Origin of the sequence: Roseburia sp. OM04-10BH, from assembly GCF_003462605.1 — a bacterium.
GTDB classification, from domain to species: Bacteria; Bacillota; Clostridia; order Lachnospirales; family Lachnospiraceae; genus Roseburia_C; species Roseburia_C amylophila.
In genome coordinates, this window is record NZ_QTZI01000010.1 from 125,421 (window position 1) to 138,509 (window position 13,089).

The 13,089-nt window shown below is 40.1% G+C and carries 13 protein-coding genes and 10 tRNA genes; all 23 read right to left on the bottom strand.

What is annotated here, in order from left to right:
* Nucleotides 1-177 precede the first annotated feature (177 nt).
* Nucleotides 178-666, bottom strand: coding sequence for a pyridoxamine 5'-phosphate oxidase family protein (locus DXB43_RS11205; protein ID WP_117947592.1), 489 nt, complete (start codon nt 664-666; stop codon nt 178-180).
* A complete protein-coding gene (locus tag DXB43_RS11210; protein ID WP_117841681.1) occupies nt 663-890 on the bottom strand; it encodes a hypothetical protein in 228 nt (75 codons plus the stop codon). Before DXB43_RS11210 ends, DXB43_RS11205 begins: the two co-directional genes overlap by 4 nt.
* Before the next feature lie 306 nt (nt 891-1,196).
* Nucleotides 1,197-1,269, bottom strand: a tRNA-Lys gene (locus tag DXB43_RS11215).
* A 70-nt stretch (nt 1,270-1,339) separates the two neighbouring features.
* Nucleotides 1,340-1,411: transfer RNA gene (locus DXB43_RS11220), tRNA-Gln, on the bottom strand.
* A gap of 36 nt (nt 1,412-1,447) precedes the next feature.
* Nucleotides 1,448-1,521 (bottom strand) — tRNA-His (locus DXB43_RS11225).
* Nucleotides 1,522-1,567: 46 nt separating this feature from the next.
* Nucleotides 1,568-1,641: transfer RNA gene (locus tag DXB43_RS11230), tRNA-Arg, on the bottom strand.
* A 22-nt stretch (nt 1,642-1,663) separates the two neighbouring features.
* Nucleotides 1,664-1,734: transfer RNA gene (locus DXB43_RS11235), tRNA-Gly, on the bottom strand.
* Between the two features lie 6 nt (nt 1,735-1,740).
* Nucleotides 1,741-1,815, bottom strand: a tRNA-Pro gene (locus tag DXB43_RS11240).
* Between the two features lie 124 nt (nt 1,816-1,939).
* Entirely contained in the window at nt 1,940-2,449 is a 510-nt protein-coding gene (locus DXB43_RS11245) for a metallophosphoesterase family protein (RefSeq protein WP_117947593.1), read from the bottom strand.
* A 13-nt stretch (nt 2,450-2,462) separates the two neighbouring features.
* Entirely contained in the window at nt 2,463-3,062 is a 600-nt protein-coding gene (locus tag DXB43_RS11250) for an XTP/dITP diphosphatase (protein ID WP_117947594.1), read from the bottom strand.
* 1 nt (nt 3,063) lies between these two features.
* Nucleotides 3,064-4,143, bottom strand: a complete 1,080-nt coding sequence (locus tag DXB43_RS11255) for an N-acetylmuramoyl-L-alanine amidase family protein (RefSeq protein ID WP_117947605.1) — start codon at nt 4,141-4,143, stop codon at nt 3,064-3,066.
* 11 nt (nt 4,144-4,154) lie between these two features.
* Entirely contained in the window at nt 4,155-5,870 is a 1,716-nt protein-coding gene (locus tag DXB43_RS11260; protein ID WP_117947595.1) for a lectin like domain-containing protein, read from the bottom strand.
* The gene (locus DXB43_RS11265) at nt 5,867-7,024 is read right to left on the bottom strand and encodes a THUMP domain-containing class I SAM-dependent RNA methyltransferase (protein ID WP_117947596.1); all 1,158 of its coding nucleotides are present in this window, start codon (nt 7,022-7,024) and stop codon (nt 5,867-5,869) included. Before DXB43_RS11265 ends, DXB43_RS11260 begins: the two co-directional genes overlap by 4 nt.
* A 63-nt stretch (nt 7,025-7,087) precedes the next feature.
* Nucleotides 7,088-7,378, bottom strand: coding sequence for a rhodanese-like domain-containing protein (locus tag DXB43_RS11270; protein WP_117698510.1), 291 nt, complete (start codon nt 7,376-7,378; stop codon nt 7,088-7,090).
* A 115-nt stretch (nt 7,379-7,493) separates the two neighbouring features.
* Nucleotides 7,494-7,670 carry a hypothetical protein gene (locus DXB43_RS15150; RefSeq protein ID WP_158561539.1) on the bottom strand — a complete coding sequence of 59 codons (177 nt, stop codon included), beginning with the start codon at nt 7,668-7,670 and terminating at the stop codon, nt 7,494-7,496.
* A 359-nt stretch (nt 7,671-8,029) separates the two neighbouring features.
* Nucleotides 8,030-10,399 (bottom strand): Crp/Fnr family transcriptional regulator, encoded by a 2,370-nt coding sequence (locus DXB43_RS11275; protein WP_117841677.1) that lies wholly within the window; start codon nt 10,397-10,399, stop codon nt 8,030-8,032.
* Nucleotides 10,400-10,453: 54 nt separating this feature from the next.
* Nucleotides 10,454-10,897, bottom strand: coding sequence for a DUF1700 domain-containing protein (locus DXB43_RS11280; RefSeq protein WP_117841676.1), 444 nt, complete (start codon nt 10,895-10,897; stop codon nt 10,454-10,456).
* Between the two features lie 140 nt (nt 10,898-11,037).
* The gene (locus tag DXB43_RS11285) at nt 11,038-11,646 is read right to left on the bottom strand and encodes a hypothetical protein (protein WP_117698507.1); all 609 of its coding nucleotides are present in this window, start codon (nt 11,644-11,646) and stop codon (nt 11,038-11,040) included.
* Nucleotides 11,647-11,725: 79 nt separating this feature from the next.
* Nucleotides 11,726-12,667, bottom strand: coding sequence for an NAD(+) diphosphatase (gene nudC, locus DXB43_RS11290; protein ID WP_117947597.1), 942 nt, complete (start codon nt 12,665-12,667; stop codon nt 11,726-11,728).
* Nucleotides 12,668-12,742: 75 nt separating this feature from the next.
* Nucleotides 12,743-12,816, bottom strand: a tRNA-Arg gene (locus DXB43_RS11295).
* Between the two features lie 31 nt (nt 12,817-12,847).
* Nucleotides 12,848-12,931: transfer RNA gene (locus DXB43_RS11300), tRNA-Leu, on the bottom strand.
* Between the two features lie 3 nt (nt 12,932-12,934).
* Nucleotides 12,935-13,007: transfer RNA gene (locus tag DXB43_RS11305), tRNA-Val, on the bottom strand.
* A gap of 4 nt (nt 13,008-13,011) precedes the next feature.
* A tRNA-Asp gene (locus tag DXB43_RS11310) sits at nt 13,012-13,085 on the bottom strand.
* Nucleotides 13,086-13,089 lie beyond the last annotated feature (4 nt).

Sequence of the window (13,089 nt, forward strand, 5' to 3'; positions counted from 1 at the left end):
TCATTCCTATGTCTCATTATACAAATGCTTCCTCCGTCGCGCAACGAATAGATTGTCACAGTTTTGTGATAAATGATTGAGGATAGAAAAAAGCAGGAATTACACTTTCATAATCCTGCTTTCTACTTTATCAATATTTCTTTTTCAATATTTCTTTTTCCATCTTCTGTTATTCTGTTACTTTTTCAATCCTTCCGGAATCGGTCTTCTTTTTGCGCTGAATTCACTTACATCAATCCGAATCACATTGACAATGGATACCAGTTCTTCATTAAAAGTAAAATCGCCTCCGGTCTGGCATTTCATCAAAATGGAAAGTGCCTGCATTTTCTCATTTACATCCTCTACGATAACAGCTTTCCCTTTTCCCATAACACAGGAATAGGAATTACCATACTGGCATGCCACCTTTCCTTCAAATGGCACCACATCACACTCCATTTCAAAGCATACCTTTGGATTTTTCTCTATTAAATCATACTTATATCCCTTCTTTGCTCCATGAAGGTAAATCACCATTTTCCCATCTCCATAGGTATAGCCGTAATTCATCGGTAACACATAAGGCTGGTCACCATCCACAAGTCCCACATGCACAATCTTGCAGGCATCCATAATCTTAAGGATTTCATTTATATCTGTTACTTCACGTTCTCTTCTTGTCATGCTTTTTCTCCTCCAAGTACATCAAACATATCTTTCTTTTCTTCTATACACTGTAATAAAACTGCTAAATATTCGTCTTGTTCATTAAACTCTAATTCCATTTCTCCATTTGGATCATAACCAAAAATACTTTCATACTCTTCTCTTGCTTTTTTTAATTCACCTGTTTCTTTCCCATAATACATTGTTTCACCATTCCTTCCAATCTTTATATATTTCTCCAAAGATTTTTGAAAGCCTTCCTAACACCTCATTGTCTTAATCATAAAGCATTCTACCTAATTACGCAAACGCTTCTTTTTCTCCTTTTGAAGATGAAATGAAGACGAAGATATTCAAAATCCCTCTTAAAAATAAAATAAAGATAAAAATGTCAGCCTCTTAGTATTATTTTTCTTTACTCTTCCCATCGGACTTTACATTTCCGTGCTGTTTCATTCTTCCCACACCCCCCGCATTAATAGCGGCTTTACAGATATTTTTTCGTACAAAAAAACGCCATTCATATGAATGACGCTTTTCACTGTTAATGAGACATCGGGGATTCGAACCCCGGACAACTTGATTAAAAGTCAAGTGCTCTACCAACTGAGCTAATATCCCATACATATTTAGTTCGATAAGTGCTCTTTCCAAATCCTTTTGGAATTCTTCAAGATACATCGCAACTTAACTGGGCTAGTTGGATTCGAACCAACGTATGCAGCAGTCAAAGTGCTGTGCCTTACCGCTTGGCGATAGCCCATCAATTTTACAAAAGATGCTCTAACCATCGCATCAAGGTGGATACAGGGATTCGAACCCTGGGCCTCCAGAGCCACAATCTGGCGCGCTAACCAACTGCGCTATACCCACCATAAGATTCCGGCCATCAGGCGGTCTCTCTTCCCTCTCGGGAAAATGTGCTCGAAGGGATTCGAACCCCCGACCCACGGCTTAGAAGGCCGTTGCTCTATCCAGCTGAGCTACGAACACATATCTAATTTTCCAATTAGAAAGCGGGTGATGGGAATCGAACCCACGTATCCAGCTTGGAAGGCTGGTGTTCTACCATTGAACTACACCCGCATGAAGTCGGGGTGACAGGATTCGAACCTGCGACCTCCTGGTCCCAAACCAGGCGCTCTAGCCAAGCTGAGCCACACCCCGTCAACGCTATTTAAATTTCTTTTTCCGTGACGCAAGACATATTATATTATAGCATATACCAATTGTCAACATTTATTTTCAAATTTTTTCAAAAAATTTTTACAACTCCGAATCTTGCCCCAATTTATAAAGGTTTTTTGGGTTTTTCTTCTTCAGAAAGATATTTGAGCTGATAGTCCGGAGTACCATTTGCGTCGATTTCCATCACGATATAAGACGGCAGATGTCCATCCTGACGAGGATATGATGTGCTGCCCGGATTCAATGCCACTACACCATGATCCTTTTCTATAAGCGGTCTGTGGGTGTGTCCGAACATTACAATATCCATGCCTCTTCCCCTTGCCTCTTTCTTGATATCCTCCAGACCGGCAGAAACATAATAGTAGTGTCCATGGGTAATCAATGCCTTTAATCCTCCGATTTCAATTTCCTTTTCTTTCGGAAGTTCAGAGAAAAAGTCATTATTTCCTGCCACAATGTCCAGTGGACATCCTGCCAGTTCCGCAATATAGTCCTCATAACCTTCTGCATCTCCCAGATGAATCATACGATCAAAAGGTCTTTCTTTTTCCATAATCGTTATCAGATTTGCATGTTTCTTATGGGTATCACTTACTATCAATACTCTCATCTTTTATCTTCCTTTATGATAAACCTTTTCCCATGAGTGCTTCTTTCATTGCGCGTAATGCTTTTCCACGATGGCTCATTTCATTCTTCTTATCCGGTGGCAAGCTTGCTGTGGAGCAGTTATATTCATCCACATAAAAGATTGGATCATAGCCAAATCCATTTTCACCCTGAGGCTCAAATCCAATATATCCCTCAATTGTCTCACGGGTTACCAGTGTTTCTTTATCCGGTAATACAGCCGCAATTGCACATACAAAGCGTGCGGTCCGCTGTTCCTTTGGTACTCCATTCAGACGGTCCAAAAGATTCTGGTTCTTTATGGTATAAGAGGTATCTTCTCCCATATAACGGGCAGAATATACACCCGGTTCCTTATTCAGATAATCAATTTCCAGACCAGAATCATCAGCTAAAACAATAGCATCTGTATATACTGCCACAGCTTTTGCCTTAATCAGTGCATTTTCTTCAAAAGTAGTTCCATTTTCTTCAATATCCACGCTGATTCCGGCTTCTTTCATAGAAAGAATCTCTACATCAAGATCCGATAAAATCATGCGGATTTCTTTCATCTTGTCCTTGTTTCCTGTTGCAAATATTATTTTATTCATCTTAATATCCCTCCTGGAATGCCCGGTAAATCGCATTATAAATTGCCTGCGCTGCCTCTTTCTGATATGCTTCATCATTCAACCGGTTCAGTTCATCCTGATTGGTCATAAAGCCTACTTCTATCAATGCTACCGGCATCTCTGCTGTTCGTATAATATAAATCTCGTGTCCTTTTACAATTCCCTTACTGGTACTTCCTAACGCCGCTGTCATTTCTTCTAAGCAAATCTGGGCTAACTGCATACTTCCATTTTCCTCAGATGCCTTCTCTTCATCATACATGACTGCTGTTCCGTTGATACTGGACATTCTTCCGCTCTTGGTAGAATTATTATGTACGCTGATAAAGAGGTCTGCCCCGGCTTTATTTGCCATATCTACACGCTGTTCAAGACTTGGATTGCTGTCATCCGTTCTCGTATAATAAACACCAACGCTTTTATCTCCTGCTTGATCAAATAATTCCTTTACTTTAAGCACTATAGCAAGGTCAATATCTTTCTCATTAATGCCCTGCTTTGTAGCTCCCGGTGCATTTCCACCATGTCCTGCATCTATTACCACAACTTTATCATAGACTTCATGTGGTGTCAAAAAATCCATATAAATATAATGCTCGTCAGATGTCTTTTGTAATTCCACCACACTATCTAAAGAGATCTCAATTACACCATATTCCGGCTCACTTTCATAAGTCAGATTATCTATATGATAGCTCTTTCCTATCATTGGATAGTTATAAAGATAATTCTCATCTGCTCCCGGAATTTTAATGGTAATGGTCTGGGTCAGATAGTCATTTTCTACGCTGACATCTTCCGGTGTCACATTTTCCGGTAACGCAATACGAAGCTGCTGGTCAAAGCTGATGCCCTCCTGGCTGTCTACATTTGCCGTATTATACTGCAGCATTTCCAGCGCATCCATATTTTCCTTGCGCTCGATGGCTTCCTGTGCCCGAAGTTCCCTGTTTTCCTCTGCCCGGATATGAAGTTGTGGAAAAAACAGCAGCGTTCCTGCCACAATAATGCTTATGGCAGTAATAATCACGGTAGCTGCTTTAATAACTTTCTCTTCCATCCCGCTCTGACTTACCTTTCTTTTGCATATGCTTTTATACAAAGATTTGCAGACTGGGTTTCTTCTACATTTTCCCAGTTCTTGCCGTTGGTACTGATATATCCCTCTCCATCGGAAAGATCTACGTTTCTGGTTGATTCATCTGCCTTATATTCAATTGCCATTGGATGCACGGAATCCGGAGTCTTTATCATCAGTACAATGGCAAATTTTTCTCCCTTGTTCACTGCAATTTTCTTATCAAAAGTAACGGTATAGAAACCTGCATTATCAAACTTTCCGGAAGCTGCTTTCTGCCGTTTGGACAGACTTTCCCTTCCATCATAGTCCTTTACTACATATACTTCATATTCCGTATTTTTTCCGGTTGCATAGAAGCCTGCTGCCTCTAAATTCTCATTGTTTTCCGCTATATATACATTTGCTCCGTAAATGGTATCACGGTTGTATCCCAGCTGACCGACCCAGCCACATAAATCGGACTGATAAATCGTATCATAATTATCGGTATCTTCTACTCCGGTATAAACCAGATTGTGAATTCCTACATTGGTATCATAATAAGAGACATAGAATACCCCATTGTCTCCAAAATCTTTTCCCCAGCTGTTCTGGCAGATAAATGCACCGTCTCCCTCTAAATCTCCCGGGAAATTCTCTTTTGCATAACTGTCATCCCAGCCAATAATCGCCACATCATGATTCGGCTTTTCTGAACCAACATAGCAATAAGAATTGGTCTCCTGATTAAAATATTCGGAACGGCTGTTGACATTCTGCAGTGTACTGTAAATAGAAGTCTCGACTGCACCATATTTAAAAACTGCCTCTTTAATCTTCTCCAAATCCTTGCTTTCAATAATCTGCGCTTCCTGCACATGTTTGACTGGAGCTAAATTCTTTGTCAGCTCACCGTCATATGGGTCGTCCTTTTCCAATACCGGTCCCTGCCATGCAGTCAGATATGCCAGGCTCATAGTATACTCTCCACCATCATTCTGTCCTAAGCCAAAACTGTTTCCAAGGCTCATGTTATCGGTTGAAAATACATCATTTTCTTCCGGAAGCAGCATGGATTCCAGTGCTGCCAGGGAAGATGCAGCCCAGCAGGTTCCCTTATTTCCCTGGTTCTTCACCTGCGGTGCTCTTCCTCTCTCCCGCAAGTCATAATGAGATGGCAGAATGCTTGTCTCAGAAGAAGTATTCACCACCACTGCTTCATTTTTGTTAACATCCCAGGCATAAGAATAACCAAGCTTCGAAGCAATGACTTCTGCCGGCACATAATAACGGTCATCAATCCGTGTCAGTGCGGAAGAAAATTTCTCCTTCTCATCATTTATCTGCACTTCCGGGTCATCTAAGCTCATCCACAAGCTGTCTGAATATTTTTCTATCAAAAGAGCCGTGTCATCATAAAGATGCACGCTGCAGTTATAACTGTCCCGAATCAAGTCCAATGGTACCATCAGATTCAGATTTTCATCCATATAGATTCCATTGTCCTTGTTGGTATATACTTTATTATCAATCGCTACCGTAAGATTCTTCTCATTGATGCTTTTTGCAATCAGAGGGTTCCAGTCGCTGCTCTGCAAATCTGCACCACGGAACTGCCCGATTTCTTCGGTTACACCCTTAAAATTGGCAAATTTCAGTATCAATGCAAGAACTAAAAGTAACGTGAATACTACATATCTCTTAGAATAACGTACTTTTTCCCTCACTCTTTTGTCCCTTTCCGTTTTGGTGGCTTCGGTCCCATGAACTGATAGAAATATGTCTTTAACATTCCATTATAAATCTTGCGGTTTTTATCCGGTTTTCTTCCGATATCCTTTGGTGCATTCTCATAGCTGGTAATCAGGTACATAGACCATGAATCCAGCCTTCTGTATGCCTCACCAATTGTCCGGTATAATTCCGGCAATGCCGCCTTTTCTTCCAGCCGCTCACCATATGGCGGATTGGATATGATAAATCCGTATTTTTTCGGATGGTTCAACTGGCTTACCGGTCTCTGCTGGAAATGAATCATGCCATCCACACCGGCACGCTTTGCATTATCTCTTGCGGCACGCACAATTTCTTCATCAATATCATATCCCTGGATATCCACCTTAATATCGGTATCCACCATTTCCTGGGCTTCATTTACCGTATCATACCAGAGCTGACGCGGTATCAGGTTTGTCCACTGCTCTGCTAAGAAACTACGGTTCATGCCCGGTGCTATATTGGCTGCAATCATTGCTGCTTCAATCGGAAATGTTCCACTTCCGCAGAATGGATCTACTAAAATTCTGTCCTTATTCCATGGTGTCAGCATTATCAATGCTGCTGCAAGGGTCTCTGTGATTGGTGCCTTACTGGTCAGAGTCCGGTAGCCTCTCTTATGTAAAGATTCTCCGGAGGTATCTAATGCTGCCATTACTTCGTCCTTCAACAGGAAAATTCGTACCGGATAGGATGCACCACTTTCTTCAAACCAATTGGTATGATATTTCTGTTTCAGCCGTTCTACCATTGCCTTCTTAACAATAGACTGGATGTCTGACGGACTGAATAATTTACTCTTTATGGAAGAAGCCTTGGTGACCCAGAATTTACCATTTTCAGGAATATACTCTTCCCATGGAAGTGCTTTGATTCCTTCAAATAATTCATCAAATGTCTCCGCTTTAAATTTTCCTACCCGAAGCAGCACACGCTCCGTTGTACGCAGGAAAATATTTGCACGGCAGATTGCCTCTGCATCACCAATGAAAGTCACTCTTCCATCTTCCACCTCTGAGATTTCATATCCCAGATCATATATTTCTTTTTTCAAAACTGATTCTAAGCCAAAATGACATGGCACTGTTAATTCGTATGTTTTCATATGTTCTTTCTCCATTATCACTACTATCTTATCTGTTCTAAATGACACTGTCAATGTTCTTTTCTATCCATTTAGTGCATTTAGGCCTCCAATCAGAGTATATATCTGATATCCCTGCCGCGTCAGTCTTTTTGCTGCATACATACTTGTATTTCCATACTCACAACACAGCAGTATCTTGCGATTTTTCGGCAGCTTATGCTCCCAGTGTTCTATCTCATCATAAGGATAACAATGGGCATTTCTCAAATGAAATACCTGAAAATCCTCCCTGCTTCTCAAATCAACAATATATATCTGTGGATCATCTTTTAGTTTCCATAATTCCGCTACACTGATAGCCGTAAATCTCATATGCCATCTCCCCCAAAAATCTCCTGACTTTTTCTGCTATAAAAAAACAGATTACAAAGTGTTCCTTGTAATCTGTTTCTTATTTTAATATATGCAGTTTTTCAATAAGATTGACCTAGTAATTACATTTGTTGGATGTCTTGTTATCCGCCTTATTATCACTTCTGTTGCTGGTCTTATTGCCTGCTTTGTTGCCGGTTTTGTTATCCGCATTTTCAAAATCATTATCAGCATTCATTGTGCGGTTTACATTGCTTGTTTTGTTTTTTGCATTATCTGCATTTTTTGCCATAATATCGCCTCCTTTTTTTATCAGATACTTTTTCTTTTGATTCTCTGATACAGTGATATTATTTCTTAATTTCTTATTATTATTCTCATTTGCATTGCATTTTAAAAACTTTTATATTATAATTTTTTTCGTATAAGAATTGTTTTTTTATACAGTTATACCCCTTATTAATTATTTATACTCCCCTCAAGAAAGCCACAGGAATCCTAAGATTCATGTGGCTTTCTTATTTACGCGAGTAGCGAGAAAAATCTGGGAGAAAAGAAGGAGCCAAGCTCGCTTGAGCAAACTTCTTTTCTACTCAGATTTTGCGAGCACCGCGATAGCTCGCAAAACGTATTTCTCGTAGTTATTGTTCTTTACATATTATAGAAATTCATATTTTCCTGCAGTTCCATATTCATCTCGCCGCCGTTCTTCTCATATCTGGTACGGAATCCATCGATATGACGCAGTTTACGTTCCTGGAATATTTTAAACCGGCTAATCATATCCTGATACATCGGGTTTGCCTCTAATGCATCCCTGTATTTCTTGGCAAACGGACAATAACGGAACAGAATATCCCTTGCTACACGGTTCAGGCGGAAACTGCCGCCTGCCTCGTATTTAATCCATCCGATATAATCAGAAATAAATACTTCACGATAGTTATTCTTTGACTTCCAGAGTGTATTCTTAATCTTCTCCTTTGCCTCTGTGGATAAATCACGATTTTTCCGATAGTACTGGATATAATCACAATATTCTGAAGTTAGGGATTTCTCTGTAATATCATTCCAACGCATTCCCTGTATCTTACGGCACATTTCCCAACGGAATCTTCCGCAGGTCTCTATCATCATATCCTGCAGGCTGTAGATAGTCATAACCGGGAAAACAAATCGGGCGGATGTATCACGTTTTACTCCGGCAGTCTCCTGCCACATCATTGCTTTCATTCCCACATTCGGCATCAGAATAACATCTGGAAATACTTCTTTTTGCACCGGTTCAGCATTTACACCATGCATCGGATCTGAAAAAATCACTTCACGGTAGAACAACGAATAATCAACTTCACGGACTTTTTTGATTGCCTCCTCAATCCGCTCTGCAGTCACCAGCATCTTCTCTGCTTCCTGCACCATGTCATGCTTGCTCAGAATCGGACAGAAGGTACTTACTTTTCCATAAGTTGCCCGGTTCGTTGACACAAACATATTATTCATCTCATATTTGGTCTTTTCCCAGCAGTCTGTTTTCAACCGCTCCATTCCTGCTGCATCCAGCTTACCCATCCGCTTCTGCTCTGCCAGATATCCATTATAATCCAGGTCAAATTCATTCCGGCTTGGTTCATTCTTTCCTTCATAGATGCTCTTTAGCCACTCAAACATGGTATAGACATGGTCGCTTTTACACTTGAACAGTTTATCTGTCAAATCATAAAGTTCATTAGCGGTATCTTCTCCTACCATTCCCACATCCATAAATCCAAAATTCAAAAACATCTGAATAACCGGGTCTAGGTCATCCGCATCTTTCATGGCATGCTTAAATACATTTTTATAAGTAGCATAGAATAATGCTGTCAACTCTTTCCGAAGTTTTCTCGTTTTCTCATCATTATCAAAATTATCCGGAATTGCATCATATTCATGCATTTTGCTTCGAATTTTATGTACATCCTCTGCTGCCACTCCTGCATATTCTAAGATATGTACCAGACAGTCCTCTGTTTCTTCTTCCTCTTCTCCATCGGTTTCCGCATATTCCTGTTCCAGTAAATCTTCCGTTCCCTGAACCAGCTTATCCTCTGCCTGCGGCTTTGGTACTTCACCAATCAGTTCTCCTGCAAAGTTATATATTGCATCTGCCTTTATCTTTATATTGCTAAAATCATAAGTCTGATATTCCGTAATTCGTTTGTCCCGTTCTCCTGCATCTCCCAGACGGTTGTCCTTGATAAACTGTAACAATGGCTCTATTGCCTGTCGTATTTCCTCGATGTCAGCTCCACTTGCTGCTGCACGGGCTGCCATGTCAAAATAAAGCTGTAATAAATCCATTCGATTGGTATCCAGATACAGATTTACATGCTCCTGTAAATATTCTTTTGCATGGTCAATCTCTCTTACCGCTTTGCACATAGCTCTTGCTGCCTGCATAATCTGTCCCGTCAGCAAATCCTCTTTCTGCTGAAAGAAATCCATAGTTCCACTATTCCCAAGTTCTGCCAGTTCATGGAAATAATCCGCTTCCCATTTCGGTGCCATATTGGTTCTTACATAAGGCTGCAGGCTCTCTATTCTCCGGAAACTTTTCTCCTGAATGCAATATTTTCTACATAACTCCTGATATTTCTGATACATTGCCAATGCAAAGCTATAATATTTTTCTGTACTGTTTTGAAATCTCTGGTTTCGTCCAAGCATATGGTCTGCCTCACGAATTGCCACAGATAAAAATGCTGCTGCATATTTCGGCTGACTGATAAATATCTTACCAAAGTCCTCCGGAGCATGATAATGAAACGGATAAAGTGTTACATCATCCGCTGCCACATAATCTGCTATATATTCTTCTTCTGCACAATCCATCAGACCTATTATATTACCGCTTCCAATCTGCACTTCTTCCAGCTTAGACACCTGTCTCACTGTTCCATGAATTACCATATACAGTGCATTTACCGCTGTTCCATGCTTGATAAAGCATTTCCCTGCCGGGACCTTAATCATTGCCATAACACCAATTCCTCTGTTATTTCTATATTAAAATTACTTTATTATACTTGCTTATTAAAATCTTTTGTTCATACCCATTGCTATAAATAAAAAGAAAATGATTGCTACCGGAAGCAGAACCGGAAGTAAAAATGCAACTACCTGTGCAAGCAGAATTATAAGCAAAATTACAAACAGAAATACTGCCGCTAATATAAGCCAGATTCGAATTTTAATCTTCTTAAAAGAATACTCTCCGGAAGCTGTTTCCTGCCCATCCATTCCCTTTTGTGGTTCTGCTGTAGTTTTCTCTGCCGTTGCATTTTCTGCATCAATTATGCTTTTTGCAAGAAGTCTTGGATTTCCTAATTCTGCAATTACTTCAGCCTCCGTCTTTCCTTTATGAGATTCTGTAAGAATATATTCTTCATAATAGCGGAGATTATCATTCACCGCCTGCTGGCTTACCCTTCCCTGCAAAGCCTTTCTTAATTCTGTTAGAAATTCCTCTCTTGACATTTATTTTCCTCGACTCTTCTTTCTCCACTCTCTGCGTTTCTTATATTTTGCTTCCTGTCACAGTCATCGCACTATTTTTATTATATTGCTTCTATTCCAATTCTTCTATTACAATTCTTCTATCATATATCTTTTTTGCTTTATTTTTTTATATAGTAGGAATTAGTTATTCTTCCGCTATAAATCAAATAATCAATTCCTACGCTTGTGCCAGAACTGCTCTCACGTTTAATCCAGTCTCCGTCACGCGTATAAGTTCCTTCCGATACATCTCCATTATCATCCTGTACATAAGTTCCATCCGCTTTAAAGGTAATGGAATATACCACATTATTACTATTCTTAAATGTACAGGTAGCATCAAAAGTATCTCCATCCGGTATCTCACCTTCATATAAATAATCTTTTGCAATCAGGTATTTTCCCTGTTTTACAAGATTCTGTACATCGCCACCATCGGAGGTCAGTGTAAGCTTATTTCCATCCATGACAAATGTTCCTGATGCCAGCTCTACTGCCTTGTCTCCCACACTGATATTCTCTTTATAAGTATTATTCTTTTCATTAAATGTAATTTCAAAAACAGTCGATGAATTATCGCTTGACATAATTTCACATGAATAAGTTCCAAGACTTCCACTATCCTTTGTCTTTACAGCAATTACCGCTACAATGGCTACTACTATAATAAGCACTGCTGCAAGAACTGATGTAAGCTTTGCATTCGCCTTTTTACTCTCATTCTTCATTAATAAATCAGTCCTCTCTGAAAAGATTTTTCACTTCTATATCATATATTTTTTATGCAAAACTGTCAAGAAAATGTAGTTATTGCAAACATTTTTCGCCATTCTGATAGAAATTCTCCATCATCTCCCTGGTAAGACTGATTTTATCATCCATGCCTGCAACCTGTTCTCTTGGTACCCATTCAGCCAGTGAAAGTTCATTCTTATCTAAAGTAATGGCATCTGTTCCTTCCACTCTGGCATAAAATCCCATCAGAAGATTGGAATCAAAGCCCCATGGCTGACTCTTATAGTATACAATATCCTTTACTTTCAATCCTACTTCTTCCATGACTTCCCTGCGAACTGTCTCTTCCGCAGTTTCGCCAATTTCTGTAAAACCTGCAATCAATGCGTATTTCTTATATTCCCTGTCTGAATATTTTGTCATCAATATTTTATTATCGTATATTACTCCCACAATTACTGCCGGAGCAATTTTCGGATAAACCATATTGCCACAGCATGCACAACGCATCATCCGCTCCTTCGTATCCGGCTGCAATTCCTTTCCGCATCTGCCACAATAACGGTTATCCCGATACCACACATACAAATGATATGCCGTTGCCGCAGCAAAACAATCTTTCTTTGAAACTGTTTCCCGCAGGCTGCGAATCGTTACCCATTCCATATTTCCATTATTATCGTTCTGCTTTTTGTTCTGCCTATTGACCTGCTCATCAAGCTGCTTTTCTACCTCTTTTTCTGCTTCTTCCTTTGACCATACTTTCAGTAGATAATACTGTACATCATCAATAGAAAACAGATATTGCAATCTTTTGTTACCGAATCCGTCAGCCTCTTGTTCTGTCTCTTTTGTAAGTTCTTTTGTAAACTCTTTTATATAGAAGAAACTGATTTTAGAATCTTTTTTTACCAGGAGTTTATTTCCCGAAAATAAAAATACAATATCCGTATCCCGGCATTCTCTCTGTTGATATTCATTGTGAAATTTCATTGGTGCAATATCCTGTATCATACCTGTGCCACCCTTTTTTATATAATAAAAAGACCCCAAATCTCTGCCAAACAAAGATTCAAAGTCCTTTTTCCACGTGCGTGAGAAGATTCGAACTCCCGACACCTTGGTCCGTAGCCAAGTGCTCTATCCAGCTGAGCTACACGCACATATTAAATTATTACATACCATCGGTATGAATGCCCGCGACCGGAATCGAACCGGTACTGTGTCACCACAACAGGATTTTAAGTCCTGCGCGTCTGCCAGTTCCGCCACGCGGGCATATGGGACCTACAGGGCTCGAACCTGTGACCCTCTGCTTGTAAGGCAGATGCTCTCCCAGCTGAGCTAAGATCCCAAAACGACCCAAGCGGGACTCGAACCCGCGACCTCCGCCGTGACAGGGCGGCGCTCTAACCAACTGAGCCATTGGGCCAAAT

Excerpts from the sequence above, each read along its gene's own strand:
- DXB43_RS11205 (WP_117947592.1), bottom strand. The coding sequence starts at position 666 with ATGACAAGAAGAGAACGTGAAGTAACAGATATAAATGAAATCCTTAAG.
- DXB43_RS11245 (WP_117947593.1), bottom strand. The coding sequence starts at position 2,449 with ATGAGAGTATTGATAGTAAGTGATACCCATAAGAAACATGCAAATCTG.
- DXB43_RS11250 (WP_117947594.1), bottom strand. The coding sequence starts at position 3,062 with ATGAATAAAATAATATTTGCAACAGGAAACAAGGACAAGATGAAAGAA.
- DXB43_RS11255 (WP_117947605.1), bottom strand. The coding sequence starts at position 4,143 with ATGGAAGAGAAAGTTATTAAAGCAGCTACCGTGATTATTACTGCCATA.
- DXB43_RS11265 (WP_117947596.1), bottom strand. The coding sequence starts at position 7,024 with ATGAAAACATACGAATTAACAGTGCCATGTCATTTTGGCTTAGAATCA.
- DXB43_RS11270 (WP_117698510.1), bottom strand. The coding sequence starts at position 7,378 with ATGAGATTTACGGCTATCAGTGTAGCGGAATTATGGAAACTAAAAGAT.
- DXB43_RS15150 (WP_158561539.1), bottom strand. The coding sequence starts at position 7,670 with ATGGCAAAAAATGCAGATAATGCAAAAAACAAAACAAGCAATGTAAAC.
- DXB43_RS11275 (WP_117841677.1), bottom strand. The coding sequence starts at position 10,399 with ATGGCAATGATTAAGGTCCCGGCAGGGAAATGCTTTATCAAGCATGGA.
- DXB43_RS11280 (WP_117841676.1), bottom strand. The coding sequence starts at position 10,897 with ATGTCAAGAGAGGAATTTCTAACAGAATTAAGAAAGGCTTTGCAGGGA.
- DXB43_RS11285 (WP_117698507.1), bottom strand. The coding sequence starts at position 11,646 with ATGAAGAATGAGAGTAAAAAGGCGAATGCAAAGCTTACATCAGTTCTT.
- nudC (WP_117947597.1), bottom strand. The coding sequence starts at position 12,667 with ATGATACAGGATATTGCACCAATGAAATTTCACAATGAATATCAACAG.